At 72.4% G+C, this 18,714-nt stretch carries 19 protein-coding genes and 1 pseudogene; 16 read left to right on the top strand and 4 right to left on the bottom strand.

Annotation, left to right across the window (positions count from 1 at the left end; translation table 11 throughout):
• Nucleotides 1–2 precede the first annotated feature (2 nt).
• From V6U90_RS23260 to V6U90_RS23205, 12 genes are read left to right on the top strand one after another with little or no spacing between them, the layout of a single operon-like run.
• Nucleotides 3–269: a phosphopantetheine-binding protein gene (locus V6U90_RS23260; RefSeq protein WP_334440429.1), complete on the top strand. Its 267-nt coding sequence runs from the start codon at nt 3–5 to the stop codon at nt 267–269.
• Nucleotides 269–514, top strand: coding sequence for an acyl carrier protein (locus V6U90_RS23255; RefSeq protein ID WP_334440426.1), 246 nt, complete (start codon nt 269–271; stop codon nt 512–514). Before V6U90_RS23260 ends, V6U90_RS23255 begins: the two co-directional genes overlap by 1 nt.
• The gene (locus tag V6U90_RS23250) at nt 507–1,601 is read left to right on the top strand and encodes a beta-ketoacyl synthase N-terminal-like domain-containing protein (RefSeq protein ID WP_334440423.1); all 1,095 of its coding nucleotides are present in this window, start codon (nt 507–509) and stop codon (nt 1,599–1,601) included. Before V6U90_RS23255 ends, V6U90_RS23250 begins: the two co-directional genes overlap by 8 nt.
• Nucleotides 1,598–2,116 carry a beta-ketoacyl synthase chain length factor gene (locus V6U90_RS23245; protein ID WP_334440420.1) on the top strand — a complete coding sequence of 173 codons (519 nt, stop codon included), beginning with the start codon at nt 1,598–1,600 and terminating at the stop codon, nt 2,114–2,116. Before V6U90_RS23250 ends, V6U90_RS23245 begins: the two co-directional genes overlap by 4 nt.
• Complete coding sequence (locus V6U90_RS23240) at nt 2,116–3,732, top strand: class I adenylate-forming enzyme family protein (protein ID WP_334440417.1); 1,617 nt, start codon at nt 2,116–2,118, stop codon at nt 3,730–3,732. Before V6U90_RS23245 ends, V6U90_RS23240 begins: the two co-directional genes overlap by 1 nt.
• A complete protein-coding gene (locus V6U90_RS23235; RefSeq protein ID WP_334440414.1) occupies nt 3,729–4,964 on the top strand; it encodes a beta-ketoacyl-[acyl-carrier-protein] synthase family protein in 1,236 nt (411 codons plus the stop codon). The genes V6U90_RS23240 and V6U90_RS23235 overlap by 4 nt, the downstream gene beginning before the upstream one ends.
• Nucleotides 4,965–4,978: 14 nt before the next feature.
• Complete coding sequence (hppD, locus tag V6U90_RS23230) at nt 4,979–6,070, top strand: 4-hydroxyphenylpyruvate dioxygenase (protein WP_334440411.1); 1,092 nt, start codon at nt 4,979–4,981, stop codon at nt 6,068–6,070.
• Nucleotides 6,067–6,996, top strand: coding sequence for a phytanoyl-CoA dioxygenase family protein (locus V6U90_RS23225; RefSeq protein ID WP_334440409.1), 930 nt, complete (start codon nt 6,067–6,069; stop codon nt 6,994–6,996). The genes hppD and V6U90_RS23225 overlap by 4 nt, the downstream gene beginning before the upstream one ends.
• Before the next feature lie 2 nt (nt 6,997–6,998).
• Nucleotides 6,999–7,796, top strand: a complete 798-nt coding sequence (locus V6U90_RS23220) for a DUF3050 domain-containing protein (protein ID WP_334440407.1) — start codon at nt 6,999–7,001, stop codon at nt 7,794–7,796.
• Nucleotides 7,793–8,776 (top strand): thiamine pyrophosphate-dependent dehydrogenase E1 component subunit alpha, encoded by a 984-nt coding sequence (locus V6U90_RS23215; protein ID WP_334440405.1) that lies wholly within the window; start codon nt 7,793–7,795, stop codon nt 8,774–8,776. The genes V6U90_RS23220 and V6U90_RS23215 overlap by 4 nt, the downstream gene beginning before the upstream one ends.
• Entirely contained in the window at nt 8,776–9,744 is a 969-nt protein-coding gene (locus V6U90_RS23210) for an alpha-ketoacid dehydrogenase subunit beta (protein ID WP_334440403.1), read from the top strand. The genes V6U90_RS23215 and V6U90_RS23210 overlap by 1 nt, the downstream gene beginning before the upstream one ends.
• Before the next feature lie 3 nt (nt 9,745–9,747).
• A complete protein-coding gene (locus V6U90_RS23205) occupies nt 9,748–11,103 on the top strand; it encodes a hypothetical protein (protein WP_334440400.1) in 1,356 nt (451 codons plus the stop codon).
• Between the two features lie 13 nt (nt 11,104–11,116).
• On the opposite strand, the pseudogene V6U90_RS23200 reads toward V6U90_RS23205, so the two are convergent.
• From V6U90_RS23200 to V6U90_RS23190, 3 genes and pseudogenes are all read right to left on the bottom strand, one after another.
• Nucleotides 11,117–11,818 (bottom strand): annotated as a pseudogene (locus V6U90_RS23200) (SGNH/GDSL hydrolase family protein); the annotation flags it as partial.
• Nucleotides 11,819–11,828: 10 nt separating this feature from the next.
• Complete coding sequence (locus V6U90_RS23195; RefSeq protein WP_334440397.1) at nt 11,829–13,049, bottom strand: glycosyltransferase family 4 protein; 1,221 nt, start codon at nt 13,047–13,049, stop codon at nt 11,829–11,831.
• A gap of 46 nt (nt 13,050–13,095) precedes the next feature.
• Entirely contained in the window at nt 13,096–13,818 is a 723-nt protein-coding gene (locus tag V6U90_RS23190) for a class I SAM-dependent methyltransferase (RefSeq protein WP_334440395.1), read from the bottom strand.
• 393 nt (nt 13,819–14,211) lie between these two features.
• Here V6U90_RS23190 and V6U90_RS23185 point away from each other — a divergent pair, with 393 nt between their 5' ends.
• The gene (locus tag V6U90_RS23185) at nt 14,212–15,234 is read left to right on the top strand and encodes an NAD-dependent epimerase/dehydratase family protein (RefSeq protein WP_334440393.1); all 1,023 of its coding nucleotides are present in this window, start codon (nt 14,212–14,214) and stop codon (nt 15,232–15,234) included.
• A 71-nt stretch (nt 15,235–15,305) separates the two neighbouring features.
• Here V6U90_RS23185 and V6U90_RS23180 read toward each other — a convergent pair whose 3' ends face one another.
• The gene (locus V6U90_RS23180) at nt 15,306–16,112 is read right to left on the bottom strand and encodes a class I SAM-dependent methyltransferase (RefSeq protein WP_334440391.1); all 807 of its coding nucleotides are present in this window, start codon (nt 16,110–16,112) and stop codon (nt 15,306–15,308) included.
• Nucleotides 16,113–16,772: 660 nt separating this feature from the next.
• Here V6U90_RS23180 and V6U90_RS23175 point away from each other — a divergent pair.
• From V6U90_RS23175 to V6U90_RS23165, 3 genes are all read left to right on the top strand, one after another.
• Complete coding sequence (locus V6U90_RS23175) at nt 16,773–17,888, top strand: helix-turn-helix domain-containing protein (RefSeq protein ID WP_334440388.1); 1,116 nt, start codon at nt 16,773–16,775, stop codon at nt 17,886–17,888.
• 166 nt (nt 17,889–18,054) lie between these two features.
• Complete coding sequence (locus tag V6U90_RS23170) at nt 18,055–18,219, top strand: hypothetical protein (RefSeq protein ID WP_334440385.1); 165 nt, start codon at nt 18,055–18,057, stop codon at nt 18,217–18,219.
• Nucleotides 18,206–18,714, top strand: a 509-nt coding sequence (locus tag V6U90_RS23165) for a helix-turn-helix domain-containing protein (RefSeq protein WP_334440383.1), incomplete at its 3' end; no start/stop codon positions are given. The genes V6U90_RS23170 and V6U90_RS23165, both read left to right, overlap by 14 nt.

Genomic DNA, 18,714 nt, shown 5'->3' with positions numbered 1-18,714 from the left:
CCATGACCGACGACGTTCGGGCGTTCGTCATCGAGTCGCTCAAGGACATGAACTACGACGTCGACGACATCGACGACGACACCACCCTGGGCCCGGCCGGTGTCGACCTGGAGTCGCTGGCCCTGGCCGACCTGGCGACCCGCGTGGAGGACCGGTACGGCCTGCGCTTCGCCGACGACGAGTCGGAGAAGCTGGCGCTGATGACGGTCGGCGAGTTCACCGCGATGGTGGCCGAGCGGGTCGCCAAGGCCGCCGACGGCGCGGCCTGATGGCGGCGCAACCCCCGCTGCAGGACGCCGACCTGGTCGCCATGCTGGCCGAGATGACCGACCGGCCGGTCGCGGACGTACCCGAGCGGGTCGGCTCGATGGAACTGGCCTGGCTCGTGCACCAGGTCGAGCAGCGCTACGGTCAGCACCTCGACCTCACCGACGACCAGTTGGCGCGGATCCGTACCGTCGACGACGCCCGGGAGGTGCTCGGCGCGGCGCTGGCGGCCACCGCCGATGGCTGAGCCGCCGACGGCGGTCATCGCCGGTCTGGCGGCGGTCAGTGCCCTCGGCCGGGAGATCGACGCGCAGCTCGCCGGGGCCCTCGCCGGCACCGCGACGTTCACCCCGGTCCGCCGGTTCGACGCCACGGACCGGCGGGTCCGGATGGCGGCAACCCTGGACGGGGTCGGCCCGCTCGCCGACGAACTCGCCGGGGCGGTCGACGGCGCCTGTGTCGCCGCCGGGCTGACCGCCGGGCAGCGGGCCGGCACCGTCCTGCTGCTCGCGGTGCACGGCGGGGCCGACGTGCCGGCGCTGGCCACCGGGTTGGCCGACCGGACCGGGCTGGGCGGGGTCCGGCGGGTCTACACCACCGCCTGCGTCTCGGCCGGTACCGCGGTCGCCGACGCGGCGGCCCTGGTCGCCGCCGGTCGGGCGGAGCGACTCGTGGTCGCCGCCGGCTACCTGGTCGAGCCGGACCAGTACGCCCTCTTCGACGCCGGTCGGGCGTTGGCCACCGACGGGGTGGTCCGTCCGTTCAGCACCGGTCGGCGGGGGCTGCTGCTCGGTGACGGGGTGGCCGCCGTGGTCGTCGAGTCCGCCGCAGCGGCGCGGGCCCGGGGCCATGCCCCGCTCGCCCGGCTGGCCGGCTGGGGCCGGGCCGGCGACGGCCACCACCCCTGCCAGCCGGACCCGTCCGGGGCGGGGCTGGCCCGTGCCGTCACCGCCGCACTCGGCCGGGCCGGGCTGCTGCCGACCGACATCGGCTACGTCAACGCCAACGCCACCGGCACCGCGTACAGCGACGCCTCCGAGGCGGCGGCGCTGCGCCGGGCGCTGGGACCGGCCGTCGACCGGATCCCGGTCAGCTCCACCAAGTCCATCCACGGCCATGCACTGGAGGCGTCGGCGTTGCTCGAACTGGTCATCACGGTGCTGGCGCTGCGCCACGGCAAGCTGCCGGTCAACGCCGGGTTCCTCGGCGCCGACGCGGCCTGCCCGCTGGACGTCATCGTCGACGCCCCCCGGCCGGCCGGTACGCCGTACGCGTTGAGTCTCAACGCGGCCTTCGGCGGTGCGAACACGGCGCTGCTGGTCGGTGCCGTGTGACCACCCCGGCCGGACTGGTCGTACTCGCCGAGGCCCGGTGGCCGGAGGAGGGCGACGGCGACCCGCCCACCCTGCCCGGTTTCGTGGTCTCCTCGTTCAGCCCGCTGGTGGCCGCGGTCGCCGACCGCTGCCTGACCCGCCGGTACGGACAGCGGCCGGCACCGGTCGACCCGGGCGAGCGCACCGCCGTGGTACTGGCCAGCGCGGCGGGGGACCGGGTCAGCGCCGACCACGTCCGCCGGGCGGTGGCCGACGGTGGCCGCCTCGGCCCGCTCTTCTTCTTCCAGTCGGTACCCAACAGCGTGGCCGGCCACGTGGCCACCCGGTGGGGGCTGCGCGGACCGGTGGTCTGCCTGGCACCCACCGGCGACCCGCGCGCCGAGGCCCTCGACTCCGCCGACCTGCTGCTGCACGACGGCGACGCCGACGAGGCGCTGCTGGTCCTGATCGAACAAGGCCACGACGGTACGGCGGACCAGGCCGCCGCCCTGCTCGTCACAAGAAAGGAAGCATGATGAAGACTAGGGGGCTACGCGGGAAGCTGGCGGCCGACCCGCAGATCGGCGCCGGCAACGTACTGACCACCGTCCTTGCCCACGGGGCCGACCCGGACGGGCCGGGCCTGACCTTCGACACCGCGTTCGACGGCTACCCCGCCGAGCACCCGCTGACCCTCGGCGAACTGGACGCCCGGGTCCGGGCCCGCGCGGTCCGGCTGCGGGAACTGGGTGTGCAGCCCCGGGACCCGATCGCCGTCTGGGCCACCTCGGCGGCCGACATCGTGCTCAGCTACCTGGCGCTGACCCGGCTCGGCGCCATCCCCGCGCTGATGAACGGCAAGATGCGGGTGGAGATCGCCGCCGAGTACATCCGGCGGCTGCGCGCCGCCGGGGTGCTCGCCGACGCCGAGCACGCCGCCGCGCTGGCCGGGCACGAGCTGGGTGCGCCGATCATCGGCCAGCCGGCCGACCTCGGTGCCGGTGACCCGGCGGCGGCCGGCCCGGCGTACCGGCACGACCAGAGCGACCCGGTGGTCATCACCCACACCTCCGGCACCACCGGGGTACCCAAGTCGGTGCTGCACTCGCACGCCAGCCTCTTCGCCGCCACCCGGCATCTGCTCAGCATGCCGCAGGCCCAGGGCACCCGGCGGATCCTCAACGCCCTGCCGGCCCCGCACACGGCGACCGTGCTGATGGTCAACCAGGCGCTGGGCAACCAGGCCGAGTTCTTCGCCCTCTCCGCGCAGGACGGCGCGACGGTGCTCGACGCCATCCAGCGGTGGAAGCCGGACGGGGTGTTCGGGTTCTCCGTCACCTGGGCCGAACTGGCCCGCTACGACCTGTCCGGGTACGACCTGGAGTCGGTGCGGCTGTGGTTCAACACCGGGGACTGCTCGCACGAGCCGCACGTGCGCAGGCTGGTCGCGGTGGGCTCGCACGACACGATGACCCGCCAGGGGGTGACCCGGGTACCGGGATCGGTCTTCATCGACGGCCTGGGCTCCAGCGAGATGGGCCACTCGATGTTCCACATCACCCACCGCACCGGCACCGACCGGTACGACCGGTGTGTCGGCCGGCCCTACCAGTTCGTCGACGCCGTGGTGCTCGACCTCGACGGCAACCGGCTGCCGCCCGGCCAGGTCGGCTGGCTCGGCATCGACTCGCCGACGCTGTTCCGGGGCTACTGGAACGACTCGGTGACCACCTACCGGTCCCGGCTGGCCGGCTACTACCTCACCGGCGACCTCGTCTGCACCGACTCCGAGGGCCGGTTCTACCACCTGGACCGGGCGGTCGACTCGGTCGACGCCGGGGACGGCCGGCGCTTCTACACCGCGCTGTCCGAGGAGCGGGTGCTGGCCGCCTGCCCGGAGGTCACCGACTGCACGGTGGTCATGGTGGGCGGGCCGGATGGTGTCGTCACCGACGTGCTGCTGGAACTGGCCGCCGGCGCCGACCGGGCCGAGGACCGTACCGAGCGGGTCCGGGCCGCCCTCGGCGCCGACGTCGGGGCGACCCTGCGCCGGGTGGTGCTGATCAACTCCGAGGACCTGCCGGTCACCGTCACCGGGAAGGTCCGCAAGGTGGCCCTGCGGGAGAAGCATCTGGCGGAGTCGACGTCATGACCGCCGCCGACGCGGCCGTGGTCACCGGGATCGGCCTGCTCACCCCGGTCGGGCGGGGCGCCGGGGAGGTCTTCGACGCGCTCTGCACCGGCCGGTCCGGGCTGTCCCGCCCGCCGGCGGGCCACCCGGTGGACGGGGTGCTGGAGGCCGGGGGGTTCGTGCCGGAGATCGACCCGCGTACGGTGCTCTCCGGTCCGGACACGAAGACCCTCGACCGGATCGTGGTGCTCGCCCTGCTTGCCGCCGCCGACGCGTTCGCCGACGCGAAGCTGACCGTCGGGCAGGACGCCGACCCGGAGCGGACCGCGGTGATCGTCGGCGGCGTCGGCGGCATGGCCACCCTGGAGTCGCAGGTGCTCGCCCGGGCCGCCCGGGGCCGCGCGGCGGTGAGTCCGTACCTGCTCACCGGGATCCTGCCGAACATGCCGGCGGCCCGGATCGCCATCGCGCACGGCATCCGGGGCTACAGCTCGTCGGTCGGTACCGCCTGCGCCTCGGGCGCCCAGTCGATCGCCGACGGGTTGCGGCTGATCCGCTCCGGCGAGGCGGACGTGGTGCTGGCCGGCGCCAGCGAGTCCCCGCTGTTCCCCACCTTCGCCGACACCTTCGGCAACGCCCGGGCCCTGGCCCGGGGCTGGGCCGACCCGGCCCGGGCGAGCCGCCCGTTCGACGTACGCCGCAACGGGTTCGTACTCGCCGAGGGCGCCGCCCTGCTGGTGCTGGAACGCGAGGCGCACGCGGCGGCACGCGGGGTGCGCGGGTACGCCCGCCTGATCGGTGCCGGGGTGACCACCGACGCCCACCACCCGACCGCACCCCGCCCGGACGGTGCCGGCGCCGCCGCCTGCATGCGCCGGGCTCTGGCCAGCGGTGGGGTCGACGCCGCCGCGGTCGGCTACGTCAACGCGCACGGCACCAGCACCAAGCTCGGGGACATCGCCGAGACGACCGCCCTCGGCGCGGTCTTCGGCGTCGGCGGGGTGCCGGTCAGCTCCACCAAGGCGCTCACCGGCCATCTGCTCGGCGCCTCCGGGGCGCTGGAGGCGGCGGCCACCGCGCTCGCGGTCTCCCGGGGGGTGCTGCCACCCACGTACCACCTCGACGAACCGGACCCGAACTGCCCGGCGGACCACATCATGGCGAAGCCGCGGCAGGTCGGATGCGACGTCGCGATGTCGAACTCGTTCGGGTTCGGCGGTCAGAACGTCAGCCTGCTTCTCGCGACCCGATGAAGGAAGGGCGAAACATGGAAGTCCGCGGTATCGACCACGTGGAACTCTACGTGGGCGACGCGCGTCAATCGGCATTCTACTTCTGCACGGCGGTCGGCTTCGTCCAGTGTGGACAGGGCGGCCCGGAGACCGGACTGGTCGACCAGCGGTCCCTGCTGCTGCGCCAAGCCGGCATCACCATGGTGCTCACCACCGGGCTGACCGCCGAACACCCGGCCGCCGGGTACGTGCAGCGCCACGGGGACGGCATCGCGGTGCTCGCGATCGAGGTCGACGACGCCGCCACGGCGTACGCCGAACTCGTCGCCGCCGGGGCGACGGCGGTTACCCCGCCGGTCACCTACCCCGGTACGGACGGCGCGGTCACCGTCGCCGAGGTCGCCGGGATCGGCGACATCACCCACCGGCTGGTGCAGCGCACCGGCGAGGAGTCCGCGTTCCTGCCCGGGGCGATCGAGCCGGTCCCGCCGGCCGCCGACCCGGCCGCCGGCCCGCTGCGCGAGATCGACCACCTGGCGATCTGCGTACCCGCCGGTCAGCTGCTGCCGACCGTGCGCCGCTACGAGGAGATCTTCGGCTTCCGGCAGATCTTCACCGAGTACATCGAGGTGGCCGGCCAGGGGGTCAACTCGATCGTGGTGCAGAGCCCGTCCGGGCAGGTCACCCTGGTGCTGCTGGAGCCCGACCCGGCACGTCGGCCGGGCCAGATCGTGGACTTCCTGCGCTGGCACGCCGGGGCCGGGGTGCAGCACCTCGGCCTGCGGACCGACGACATCCTCGGCGCGGTGACCACCCTGTCGGCGCGCGGGGTCCGCTTCAACGGCACCCCCGGTGCCTACTACGACGTGCTGGAGGACCGGGTCGGTCCGCTGGCCAACCCGGTCGAGCGGCTGCGTGACCTGGGGGTGCTGGTCGACCGGGACCACGGTGGACAGCTGTTGCAGATCTTCACCGAGTCGATGCACGTCCGCCGGACCCTGTTCCTGGAGGTCATCGAGCGCCGGGGTGCGCGCACCTTCGGCAGCGGCAACATCAAGGCCCTCTACGAGGCGAAGGAACGCGAGCTGGCCGCCGCCGGCCCGGTACCCCAGGAGGTGGGATCATGACCACGATCGACGCGCCGGGCATCCTGACCGAGGAGGAACGGGCCCTGCTCCCCACCGACGAGGAGGTGGAGTTCTACGCCGAGCACGGCTGGTACCTGTCGAAGAAGCTGCTCACCGACGACGAGACCGACGAGTTGCTGGCGGCGAGCCTGCGCTACTACGACGGTGAGCGGGACCGCCGGCTGCCGGTCCGCCCGCCCCGGCTGGCCTACTGGGAGCCGGAGCACGGGCCGGTACAGCGGCACAACGACTACGTCCACTACGAGCACGACGCGCTCTCCCGGATCCTGCGCAAGCCGCTGATCGGCGCGGTGGCCGCCCGGCTCGCCCGCGCCCACGAGATCCGCGTCTTCCAGTCCACGCTGATCCTCAAGCCGCCGATCGCCGGGGAGCCCAGCAACATCGTGCCCTGGCACTTCGACAAGCACTACTGGGCCTCGTCGTCGTCGGAGAACATGCTCACCGCGTTCATCCCGATGCACGACTGCGGCGAGGAGATGGGCACCATCACCATGGTCGACGGCAGTCACCGCTGGAAGGAGATCGGCGCCGACGACACCGTGGTGCGGCACTTCGCCGACCGGGACCGCAGCCAGTTGGAGCAGATGCTGGCCGAGAACGCGGCGTACAACAACGCCGAGGTGGTCAAGGTCCCGATGCGCATCCCGCGTGGACACCTGAGCTTCCACCACTGCAAGACGTACCACGGCAGTGGTGCCAACGTCAGCGACCAGCCCCGCCGGGCTGTCTCGCTGCACCTGCAGGACGGCCCGAACGGCTACCGGGAGTTCCCGCTCTCCGACGGCACGCTGGCCGCGTACAACCACGACGTGCTGGTCCGGCGCACGCCCGACGGGCGACCGGACTACGCCGACCCCGAGTACTGCCCGGTTATCTGGCGCGACGGCGCGCCGCAGGAGGGATGACGATGTCTCGTTACGACTGGGGAAAGACCCACCCCGGCATCGAACGGCTCGAAGCGGCGGTGAGCGCCCGGCGCGACATCGTCGTCTCGCATCCGCTCTACGCCAACCTCAACACCCACGAGGCGCTGGTCACCTTCATGGAGCACCACGTCTTCGCGGTCTGGGACTTCATGTCCCTGCTGAAGTCGTTGCAGCGGCAGCTCACCTGCGTCAGCGTGCCGTGGATCCCGACCGGGCCGACCGGCAGCCGGCGGCTGATCAACGACATCGTGATGGTCGAGGAGAGCGACGAACTCGGCGAGGGCTACATCAGCCACTTCGAGCTGTACGTCAACGGCATGACGGAGGCCGGCGCGGACACCGGGCCGGTGGAGAAGCTGATCGACCTGCTCCGTGCGGGGCGCCCGGTCACCGAGTCGTTCGGCGTGGCCGGGGTACCCGGCCCGTCGGCGGCGTTCGCCGCGACCACCTGGCGGATCATCGAGACCACCCCGGTGCACTGCCAGGCCGCCGCGTTCGCCTTCGGCCGGGAGGACCTGATCCCGGACATGTTCACCCAGGTCGTCGCGGTCAACGAGCGCAGCCGCCGGCTGGGCACCTTCGTGGACTACCTGGAGCGGCACATCGAGGTCGACGGGGAGCAGCACACCCCGATGGCCATGCAGATGCTCGCCGACCTGTGCGGCGACGACTACACCAAGTGGCAGGAGTGCGCGGACACGGTCAACGTCGCGCTGACCGCCCGGGCCCAGCTCTGGGACGACATCCTCGTGGCGATCAAGGACGGCCCGCGCCCGTGACGTCCACCGCAGCGGGGGTCGACGCCGGCCCGCTCTACCGGACCGTGCGGTTGATCCGCCGGTTCGAGGAGCGGGCCATCGACCTCGTCCGCGCCGGCGAGATCGTCGGCGGCATCCACCCGTACCTGGGTCAGGAGGCCATCGCGGCGGGTGTCTGCGCGGCGCTGCGGCCCGATGACCTGATCACCGGTACCCACCGGGGGCACGGCCACGTGCTCGCCAAGGGAGCCGACCCGGCCCGGATGCTCGCCGAGCTCTGTGGCCGGGCCACCGGCCTCAACGGCGGCCGGGGCGGCTCGATGCACGCCGCCGACTTCTCCGTCGGCATCGTCGGCGCCAACGCGATCGTCGGCGCCGCCGGCTCCATCCTCACCGGCGCGGTCTGGGCGAAACGCCGCCTCGGCGGTGACCAGGTCGGTGTCACCTTCTTCGGCGACGGCGCGGTCAACGAGGGGATGCTGCTGGAGGCGTTCAACCTGGCCGCACTCTGGTCGGTGCCGGTGGTGTTCGTCTGCGAGAACAACGGCTACGCCACCACCATGCCGGTGGCGCAGGCGGTCGCCGGCACCATCACCGGCCGGGCCGAGGCGTTCGGCATCCCGGCGGTCGTCGTGGACGGCCAGGACCCGCAGGCGGTCCGGGACGCCACCCGGGCCGCCGTCGACGCCGCCCGCGCCGGTGGCGGTCCCCGTCTGCTGGAGTGCCGCACCTACCGGTTCGACGCCCACCACACCTTCGAGCACGACGTACGCCTGGACTACCGGGACGCCGCCGAGGTGGCCCAGGGCCGGTCCCGCGACCCGGTGGAGATCCAGGGCGCCCGGCTCGACCCGGAGCAGCGGGCCGGCATCGACACCGAGGTGGAGCGGGTGCTCGCCGAGGCGGTCGAGTTCGCCCTGGCCAGCCCGACGCCCGACCCGGCCGACCCGCTGGCGTACCTGTACGCCAGCGGGTTGCGGCCCCGACCCGGGAGCGCGTGATGCCCCGACTGTCCTACCTGAAGGCGCTCAACCGGGCGCTCGGTGACGAACTGGCCCGGGACCCGTCGGTGGTGGTGCTCGGCGAGGACATCCGGGTCGCCGCCTCCAACCTGACCGCCGGGCTGCTGAAGAAGTACGGGCCGGAGCGGATCATCGACACCCCCCTGGCCGAGCAGGGCTTCACCAACTTCGCCACCGGGGCGGCGCTGGCCGGGTTGCGTCCGGTGATCGAGTTCCAGATCCCGTCGCTGCTGTTCCTGGTCTTCGAGCAGATCGCCAACCAGGCGCACAAGTTCTCCCTGATGACCGGGGGTCAGGCCCGGGTACCGGTCACCTACGTGGTCACCGGCTCCGGGTCGCGTAGCGGCTGGGCCGGGCAGCACTCCGACCACCCGTACGGGCTGTTCGCCCACGTCGGGGTGAAGACGCTGGTGCCGGCCACCCCGGCGGACGCGTACGGGCTGCTGCTGTCGGCGGTCCGCGACGACGACCCGGTGGTGCTCTTCGCCCCGGCCGGGGCACTCGGGGTACGCGCCGACGTGGACCCGACCGAGCTGGCCCCGGTGCCGATCGGAACGGGTACCGTCCGGCGCCCGGGCGACGACGTCACCGTGGTGGCGGTCGGGCACCTGGTGCACGACGCCCTCGCGGCGGCCGAGGAACTGGCCGACCAGGTGTCGGTGGAGGTGTTCGACCCCCGTTCGCTGTACCCGTTCGACATCGACGGGCTGCTCGCGTCGGTGGGCCGGACCGGACGGCTGGTGGTGGTCGACGACTCCAACCGGTCCTGCGGGATCGGTGCGGAGGTCATCGCCAGCGTGGTGGAGCGGGTCCCGCTGGCGGCGCCACCCCGACGGGTCACCCGTCCGGACGGGGCGGTGCTGCCGTACGCGGCGGCGCTCGACCGGGCGGTACAGCCGGGCCGGGAACAGTTGACGGCGGCGATCCAACTAGTGATGAAGGGCTGAGCATTGACTGACGCGGACTACACCTGGCCGGGCGCGAGCCAGGCGTGGCTGGACCTGCCGGAACCGGTACGGGCCCGGATGGTCGCCGCCGGGGCCGAGCAGTGGCAGCGGATCTTCGACGGTCGGGCCACGTACAACAAGCTGTGGCGGCTGGCCCGACCGCCGGTGATGACCGCCGACGCGCTGCACACGCTCAACCGGATCTCCGACCGACTGGCCCAACTCGTACTGGAGGCGTGCCAGCGGCGTGCGCGCACCGGCGCCGAACTGCGTGCCCTGCTCGGGGTCACCGAGGAGGGGACCCGGCTGCTCGACGACGCCGCGCCGCTGGACGAGCGGCTGCTCGCCGCGGTCCGGCCGGACGTGCTGCTCTCCGGTGGGGTGCCGAAGTTCGTCGAGTTCAACATCGACAGCAGCCTCGGCGGGGCGTTCGACTCCGACACGGTGGTCCGGCGGTTCGTCGAGATCTACGCCGAGCGTGGCATCACCGAGCTGGTCCGGATGGCGCCGGCACCGTCCGCCGTGGCGGAACGGTTCGTGGCCATCCGGACCACCCTCGGCCTGCCCGAGGGCGCCCGGGTGGCGATGCTGATCGACTTCGACGCCGAGTACCCGGGGCTGGACAACCCGGAGTGGTTCCTGAGCAAGCTGGCCCCGGTCATCGACATAGCCCGGGACTGCGCCATCGATCTGGTGATCAGTCCGGTCGCCACGGTGACCCTGGACGACCAGCGGCGGTTGCTGGTCAACGGGGGCACGGTGGATGCGGTGTTCCGGCTCTTCGTACCCAACCGGGTCACCCCGAGCGCCGGGATCCAGGCAGTGGCCGCCGCGACCGAGGCCGGCCTGCCGGTGTTCGTCTCGGCGGCGGCCTGGCTGCTCGGCAGCAAGCAGGTCCTCGCCTGGCTCTGGTCGGACCTCGACAGCCTGCCGGAGGCGGACCGGGCCCTGGTGCGCCGCTACGTGCCGCGCACCGAGACGCTCACCGCCGACACCGTCGAGCGGGCCGTCGCCGACCAGCCGGACCTGGTGGCGAAGCCGGCCGACGGGTCGGCCGGGGTGGGGGTCCTCATCGGCCGGGAGACCGACCCCGAAGCCTGGCGGGACGGGCTGGCCAAGGCGGTCGAGGCGGGCGGATACGTGCTCCAGGAGTACGTCCCCGCCGACTCGGTGCCGATGGACTTCGTGCACATCGAGACCGGGGAGACGGTCACCGAGGAGGTGCCGTACAGCATCGCGCCGTACCTGTTCGACCGGCGGGCCTCCGGGGTGTGCGTGCGGTCCGGGTTCCCCGGCTGCGAAGGGGTGCTCAACCTGGCTCGGGGGGTGCTGCTCTCCGGGGTGCTGGTGGTCGACTAACCGGGCCGCCGGGCCGGGTCGACCGTCGGTCGGCCCGGCGGGCGGCCAGGTGGGCACCGAGCCGCCGGAGGGTCTCGGCGGTGGCGATGGCGTCGCTGCGGGCGCTGCCATGCCGGCCGTCGCTGGAGTACAGCGACGGATCACTGGTGGCGGGGTGGTCGGTGAGCTGCACGTGCAGGGTGCCCAGCGCCCCGGCGAGCCGACCGGTGTGCGCCGACAGTCGGCGCATCCGCTCGGCCAGTCCCGGGCGCAGCGAGGCCGGCACCGCCGGGCTGTACGACACGTCGAACATGCCCACCGTGATGACGTCCGCCCCGACCTGTTGCAGTGCAATGATCATGGCGGTCAGTTCGGCGTCCACCGCCGCCGGGTCGTACGATCGGCTGAACGCGTCGTTGCCGCCGCAGACGACCAGGGCGAGGTCGGGGGCGAAGTCCAGGGCCGGTGCGAGTTGGCTGGCGCGCACCTCGTGGGCCCGCAGTCCACGGTGGCCCAGGTTGCGGTAGGCCAGCGCGGGGTACACCCCGGACAGTTCGGCGCCGATCCGGTCGGCCCACTGCACGGCCGGGTACCCGTCGACCGGCTCGCACATCCCCTCGGCGACGCTGTCGCCGAGCACCACGAACCGGCGCCAGGGGTGGCCGTCGAGCAGTGTCCGGCTCTCGCCGTCGCGCAGACAGTAGGGGTCGGTCGATTCAGTCAGGATCGGTGACACGCGGGGAACGCTAGTCCACCGGCCCGGTCCGGGCCAGCGCCGGCCGCACCTCCCGGGGGCCACCCAGCAGGTCGTCCAGACCGAACCTCGGTCGTTGGGCGAGCTGCCGCCAGACGGCGCTGAGCGAGGCGGCGATCCGGGGCCAGCAGAACTCACCGGTCGCCCGGGCCACGCCGGCCGTAGCGAGGTCGCGGGCCAGCCGCGGGTCGTCCCGTAGCCGGGCCAACTGCGCGGCCAGCGCCGTGACGTCCCCGGCGGGGAAGGTCAGACCGGCCGGCCCCACGACGTACGGGATCCCGCCGACGTCACTGCCGATCACGGGGATCCCACAGGCCATCGCCTCGACCAGTACCCGGCCGAACTGTTCCCCCAGTGGGAGACCCATCCACGGGAGTACGCGGCGCTGCACCGCCTCGATCGCGGGTACGACCAGCACGTCCATCCGGGCCAGCAGGTCGGGCAGTTCGGTGTGGCTGGACCACGGCTGCCGGTGGATCCGGCCGGGTCGACGGGCGGCGTCGAGGGTGACCTGTGCGCCGAGCGGTCCGTCAACCAGCAGCAGTACGTCGCAGTCGATCCGCTCGGCGGCGGCCAGCAGGTCCGATACCCCCGTGTGGGGTGCCAGCGGGCCGACGAAACCCGCGGTGAACCGCCGGTTCGCTGGCCGGGGTACCGGTGACGGGGTGAACAGGCCGGTGTCCACGCCCAGCGGCACAATGGTCGCCGGCCCCCGGTAGCCCCTGGTCCGCAGCACCTCCAGCGCGGTCGGGATGGCCGGGAAGGCGTGGTTGACCTGCTGGTAGGCGTACCGCTCGTACAGCGGGAACGGCGAGGGGAACCGGGGCACCACGTTCTGCGCCGGGTAGAGCGTCACCGGGGTGCCGGGCCAGTACCGGTTCCGCCACCGCAGCGCCGGCCAGGTGCTCGGATCGGCCGCCTCGCCGATCACGTGGACCACGTCCGGCCGCAGCGCGCGGGCCGGATGACCGCGCGGGAGGCGGAGCAGCGCCGGGACCGTCTGTCCGGTCCGCCGCCCACCCCAGCCGTGCGGCATGACGAAATGGCGGAAGGTGGATCGGCTGCGGCTCAGCCGGTCGAGTTCCCGGGCGGTGCGCGCCGGGACATCGCCGGCCAGCACGGTGAGGGTGACCCCTGGTAGGTCGCTGAGCGCCGCGAACAGGTCCGCCCAGTGTCCGGTCCGCTCGCCGACGACCGTGGTCAGGATGTGCATGGATCGTCCTTGTTGGTGAGATGCGTGGTCGAGGTGCGGGCGACCCTCAACGGCCCAGTTCCCGACCGTCGTGCCGGGCGAAGACCCGCAGCAGGTCACCGAGGTGCGGGTGGCTCAACCGGGGTGAACCGGTGGCCGCCCAGTCCGCGATCAGCAGGTCCCGCGCGTGGCGCAACCGGACTCCGGGCTGCCGGTAGAACCGGGAGAAGACCGTGTCGTGCGAGATGACCCGGAACCCGGTCTGGACGAGCAGCCGGGTCAGGGTCTCGGGGGTGAAGTGCCACCGGTGGTGGGCCCTGGCGGTCGCCGGCCACCGGTCGCCGACGCGTCGTGCGGCGGAGGCGATGTTGGGTACTTCGAGGGCGAGCCAGCCGCCGGGGGGTAGGGCGGTGCGGGCGGCATGCAGGAAGGCGTGCGGGTCTTCGACGTGTCCGAGGACGTGGAAGGCGCAGATGGTGTCGGCCCGGTGGTGGGGGGCGAGGGCTTCGAAGTAGCCGTGGTGGACGGTCTGGCCGAGGCGTTCCCGGGCGAAGCGGGTGGCGGTGGCGGAGACCTCGATGCCGGCGGCGGTGATGCCGGCGGTGGTGGCGGCTTCGAGGAAGTAACCGTCGGCGGGTCCGGCTTCGAGCAGGGTGGTGGGGCGGACGGTGGAGAGCAGCCAGCGCAGCCGCCGACCCGCCTCGAACCGGCGCTGCGCCACCGAGGCGACGTGGTCCTGATCACCGTCGCAGAGCTGGCACCGGACCGCCTCGATGCGATCTACCACCATGCTGTTCTCCGATCGTTCGCCGGCAACCGGGCGATCCTCCGCCAACAGGTCGTCGAGGTACGGGTGGTCGGGCGCGGGCTGCCGGTGCCGGACCGGCGGCCACGACCGGACCCGCTTGTCAAGTATGAAACTTTGCTGGTCATTTGTCCCATTTATGGGGAAATTGGCCTGCGGATGCCCACTGCGATCCCGGCGCCCTGTCCGGTCCTCGGGGCAGTCACCCGATGGTGGACTGGAATCCTGATCAGCCCGTGACGAACCTTCTGCTGAGTAACGTCGCGGTCGCCTGAGAACGGCTCGGCGGGCGGTGGCGGCCATCGCCCGCCTGCTCGCCCGTCCCGGCGCGCACTGGCCGCCCGTCCGTCCCGACCCGACCGTGACCAGGAGTCCATCATGTACCTGTCCGAGCTGACCGGCTGGTCGGATTCCGCCGACGTCCTACGGGGCATGCGGGTGGTGGTGACCGGTGGCGCCGGGTTCGTCGGCAGCCACGTCGTGACCCGGTTGCTGTTGACCGGCGCCCGGGTCAAGGTCGTCGACAACCTGTCCACCGGGCGGCTGGACAACCTCGACGATGCCCGCCGGATCGGGTTGTCCGAGCGGGACCTCGTGGTCGCCGACATCCGGGGCCCCGGGGGTACCGCGGTCATCACCCGGTGGCGGCCGGACGTGGTGGTCCACCTCGCCGCGCAGACCAGCGTCGCCGTGGCGGTACGGGCCCCGGCGCCGGACGCGGACGCCAACATCTGCGGCACGGTCAACGTCCTGGACGCCACCGTGTCGGCCGGGGCCGGGCTGGTCGTCTACGCCGCGAGCAGCGCGGTCTACGGCCGGGTACCCGCCGCAGGGCTCCCGGTCGGCGAGGATGCACCGGTTGCCCCGATCCATCCCCACGGCATCAGCAAGGCGACCGGGCTGCGCTATCTCGACTGGTACCGGGAGCACCACGGCCTGGCGTACACCGCGCTGATGCTGGGCAACGTCTACGGGCCACGCCAGACCGGCCTGCACTGCGGGGTGGTGGCCAGGATGGCCGGGGCGCTGCTGCGCGGCGAGCGGGCCGTCGTCGCCGGCGACGGCCGGCAGACCCGGGACTTCGTCTACGTCGGGGACGTCGCCCACGCCGTGGCGCTGGCCTGCGTCACCGGCGGCGCCGGCATGGTCAACATTGGTACCGGCCGGGAGACCAGCGTGATCGAGGCGTACCACCTGATCGCGGCGACGGTGGGCGCGGACCGGCCAGCCCGGCACGATCCGCCGGTGACCGGGGAGATCCGCCGGATGGCCCTGGACCCGGCCCGGGCCGGCGCGCGGCTCGGCTGGCAGCCGACGGTCGACCTGGCCGAGGGGGTCGCGCTGGTGGTGGCCGACGGGCGGCGACGCCTGGCCCGGGAGCGGCTGGCGCCGATCCGGTAGCGGGCCGGACCATCATGATCGATCCGGTAGCGGGCCGGACCGTGCTGCCGGGCCGGCCCCGCCCGGGAGGCTCAGGCCCGGCAGAGGATCTCGTGGTGCGGGACGGTGAACCAGGCGTCCGGGTGCTCGGCCCAGCGCAGCCAGCCCTCGGCGATCCGGTGCAGGTCGTCCTCGTCGGCACCGTCGGCCAGGAAGGTGCGACCCAGGGCGGCTCGGGTCACCCGTTCGGCCTGGGTCTCCGCCCACCACCGCCGGTCGGCCGCGCTGGTGAAGTGCCACCGGGCGGTGCTGGTGCCGATCTCGGTGAACCCGGCAGAGCGGGCCCAGCCGGCCAGGTACGGACCGGCGTCCGGCTCGCCGCCAGCGGCCTGGGCGGCCCGCCGGTACCGGACCAGCCACTCGTCGAGTTCCGGCACCCGGGGGTACCAGTCGAACCGGGCGTAATCGCTGTCCCGGGCGGCGACGAGCCCACCCGGCCGGGTGACCCGGCGCATCTCGACGAGTGCGGCGACCGGGTCGGTGACGTGCTGGAGCACCTGGTGGGCGTGGGTGACGTCGAACGCGTCGTCGGGCAGGGCGAGGGCGTGTACGTCGGCGACGGCGAAGGTGATGTTCGCCCGGCTCCGGTCCCGTGCCTCCTCCTGGGCCCGGGTCAGGACGTCGGCGCTGGTGTCCACCGCGGTGACCCGTCCCGGCGCGATCCGGGCGGCCAGGTCGGCGGTGATGGTGCCCGGCCCGCACCCGACGTCCAACAGGGACATTCCCGGTGCCAGGTGCGGCAGCAGGTATGCCGCCGAGTTCTCCGCCGTGCGCCAACCGTGCGACCTGAGCACCGACTCGTGATGGCCATGGATGTACCGAGCTGTCGCGTTGTTCATCTGCCGCTCCTTCCGACGGTCACCCAGACGCTATCCCGTCTCCCGAAAAGTGGGAATATGCTCCCGCATGATGGGATGCGAGGTTTGCGGGGGTGTCCCTATGGGGTTCGGCAAGCGGCGATCGGTGCGGTGCGGTGGGGCGGGCGGTCCGTGGCGGGGGACGATTCGGTATCGCCCGTTGGTCGACAGCCGCAGCGGATCCGGGCAGCAGGCCTCCGACTCGCCGCCTGTCGAGCTGCACCGTCTGCGCCAGCACACGAGGGCCGACCGTCCGACGTTGCCGGGTGACGACCTGGACGACCCGTGGGGTCGGGGCGACCAGCCGAAATGACACCGGACATCCGCTGCTGCCCTGATCGGCCTCGACCACCGCTCTATGATCCACTCGATTTCCTGGTAGTCGCCGTGTCAGCCCCGATCCGATAGCCCGATTTCCTGAAAACGGAGTGGATCGAGGGGGGCAGCTCGGGCGCACGTTGGACAGGTATGGACGCGGGAGGGTCACGGCAGCTCGCAAGCCCACCGCGCCGCGCGGATCAGCAGCGGCTCCCGGCCCGGATGTTACGTTCGGGCAGCCGCGCGATGTACCGTCCGTAATGGCGGTCCGCCGGAGCAGAGGCCGGCAGGATCGGTACCTAGCCCGCTACCTGGGAGGAAGCCGTGTCGCCCATCGCCGACCCGCGCTTCGGTGCGGAGCTTCGCAGGTTGCGCACCGGAGCGCGGATCTCACTTCGGGCCCTCGCGCACGTGGTGTACCAGAGCAAGAGCCAGCTTCACGACCTGGAGTCGGGGCGACGGCAGCCGAGCGATGACGTGGCACGACGTCTGGACGACGCTCTCGGTGCGGGCGGTTGCCTGGTCGCACTGGCCCGTCCGCCGGAGCTGCCGGGCGACGGTGCCGACCGGATTGCCTTCGCCGTTAGTCATCCGGCCCGGACTGATCCAGCCACAGTCGACGCCCTCGCGGACCTCTTGGCCAGTCAACGTCGCCTTGACGATGTCCTCGGTGCTGCCGCTGTCATGCCGGCAGTCCAGGCAAACCTGGATCTCGTCAGTCATCTGGCCAGCGAGGCGCACGACGACCTGCGGGGCCGATTGGTCGACCAGGCTGCTCAGTGGGCGCAGTTCGCCGGGTGGCTGGGTATCGCCGCTGGTGATTATGCCTGGTCCCGACACTGGCTGAATCAGGCATTGGAGTGGACCGTCGAGAGCGGCCATGACGCGCTCCTGGGTACGGTGCTGTCCTTTCGCGCGGATCTGGCCGGGCAGACAGGAGACATCGGTGCGCTGCTCGGCGTTACCCGGGCGGCCCTGACCAGGCCCGGCATGTCCCCGGGGCAACTCGCATACGACCACTATCAACTGGCTCGCGCGTACGTCCTCGCAGGCGATCGGCCGGCGGCGATCAGTACGGCGGTGGCAGCCGACGAGCGGGCGATAGCCGCGCTGGAGTACGGCGGCGAAATGCCGCCGTGGGACTACTACCGGGACCGGGCGTTCTTCGACTTGGAGGCCGGCACCACCCACGCCGCTCTGGGGCAGTACGAGCAGGCGGTGGAGTTGTTGACTGCGGGGCTCGACGGCTTGGACGCGGACTCGACGTCCGCCGACTGGACCGGCACCTACGTGTGCCACCTTGCCGGTGCGCAACTTGCCATCGGCGAGCGAGACGGCGCAGCTCAGTCGTTGGAGCGGGTGCGTTCCATCGCCGCCCGGAACCGATCCGGCCGACTGTCCGCGCTTGTCCGCAACTTGTCCGCGTCCGTGGACAGTTGACCGGACACGCGCTATCTGGAACGTGACCGGCTGATCACCCGATGCTGTGACCAGGGCGGGTGGGCCACGGTTGCCAGTAGTACCGGTAAGGCTGCAACCCGCTTGGAGTCGGGCGCGGCGCTGGTCCTTTGAGTACGCCGCCGCGCCCCTGCCAGCGGAGGTAGGGATGAGCAGCGGCGAACCGGCAGCGTGCCGGGGTGAGCAGGTCGAGCAGGCGGCGCGGGAGGCGGCGAAGCGGCGGCTGCTCGATCAGGCTGAGGCGGATCGGGTACCGGTGGAGGAGACGACCACAGCGGTGCCGGAGCGGCGGTGGCGTCGTGGACAGCGTTGAGTTGTTGCCGATTGGTCGGCGGGTGGCGTACTGGCGTGGTCGGCGGAGGTTGTCGCAGCAGGTGCTCGCTGACCGGTTGGGGAAGTCGAAGAGTTGGGTGGACAAGGTCGAGCGGGGTGTGCGGTCGTTGGATCGGGTGTCCACGATCGAGGAGATCGCGGCGGTGCTGCGGATCGATGTGGCGGTGTTGCTGGGTCGGGAGACCCCACCTGCCGGGGTGACCGGCCGGCTGGAGGGCGTTGAGCAGATCGGGGCGGTGTTGTCGGCGTACGACATCGCCCTGGGTCGGCCCAGCCACAGTCATGTACTGCCCGTCGACCAGTTGAGCAACAGCGTTCAGCATGCCTGGATCACTTTCAAGCATGCCCGTTACCCGCAGTTGGTCACGTTTCTGCCCGGTCTGTTGGCCGCCGCGCAGCGTGCCCATGCCGGCGATCCGGTGTCGGGTCGCCCGCTGCTGGTGGAGGTGTACCGGGTGACGGCGTCGGTGCTGGT

Source organism: Micromonospora sp. CPCC 206060 (assembly GCF_036906895.1).
Taxonomy (GTDB): Bacteria; Actinomycetota; Actinomycetes; order Mycobacteriales; family Micromonosporaceae; genus Micromonospora.
The sequence above is the reverse complement of the archived record's forward strand: the minus strand, read 5'-3'. Positions and strand labels throughout refer to the sequence as shown.

What these genes read in the sequence shown, in the direction of transcription:
- V6U90_RS23260 (WP_334440429.1), top strand. Translation starts at nt 3, where the DNA reads ATGACCGACGACGTTCGGGCGTTCGTCATCGAGTCGCTCAAGGACATG.
- V6U90_RS23255 (WP_334440426.1), top strand. Translation starts at nt 269, where the DNA reads ATGGCGGCGCAACCCCCGCTGCAGGACGCCGACCTGGTCGCCATGCTG.
- V6U90_RS23250 (WP_334440423.1), top strand. Translation starts at nt 507, where the DNA reads ATGGCTGAGCCGCCGACGGCGGTCATCGCCGGTCTGGCGGCGGTCAGT.
- V6U90_RS23240 (WP_334440417.1), top strand. Translation starts at nt 2,116, where the DNA reads ATGAAGACTAGGGGGCTACGCGGGAAGCTGGCGGCCGACCCGCAGATC.
- V6U90_RS23235 (WP_334440414.1), top strand. Translation starts at nt 3,729, where the DNA reads ATGACCGCCGCCGACGCGGCCGTGGTCACCGGGATCGGCCTGCTCACC.
- hppD (WP_334440411.1), top strand. Translation starts at nt 4,979, where the DNA reads ATGGAAGTCCGCGGTATCGACCACGTGGAACTCTACGTGGGCGACGCG.
- V6U90_RS23225 (WP_334440409.1), top strand. Translation starts at nt 6,067, where the DNA reads ATGACCACGATCGACGCGCCGGGCATCCTGACCGAGGAGGAACGGGCC.
- V6U90_RS23220 (WP_334440407.1), top strand. Translation starts at nt 6,999, where the DNA reads ATGTCTCGTTACGACTGGGGAAAGACCCACCCCGGCATCGAACGGCTC.
- V6U90_RS23210 (WP_334440403.1), top strand. Translation starts at nt 8,776, where the DNA reads ATGCCCCGACTGTCCTACCTGAAGGCGCTCAACCGGGCGCTCGGTGAC.
- V6U90_RS23195 (WP_334440397.1), bottom strand. Translation starts at nt 13,049, where the DNA reads ATGCACATCCTGACCACGGTCGTCGGCGAGCGGACCGGACACTGGGCG.
- V6U90_RS23190 (WP_334440395.1), bottom strand. Translation starts at nt 13,818, where the DNA reads ATGGTGGTAGATCGCATCGAGGCGGTCCGGTGCCAGCTCTGCGACGGT.
- V6U90_RS23185 (WP_334440393.1), top strand. Translation starts at nt 14,212, where the DNA reads ATGTACCTGTCCGAGCTGACCGGCTGGTCGGATTCCGCCGACGTCCTA.
- V6U90_RS23180 (WP_334440391.1), bottom strand. Translation starts at nt 16,112, where the DNA reads ATGAACAACGCGACAGCTCGGTACATCCATGGCCATCACGAGTCGGTG.
- V6U90_RS23170 (WP_334440385.1), top strand. Translation starts at nt 18,055, where the DNA reads ATGAGCAGCGGCGAACCGGCAGCGTGCCGGGGTGAGCAGGTCGAGCAG.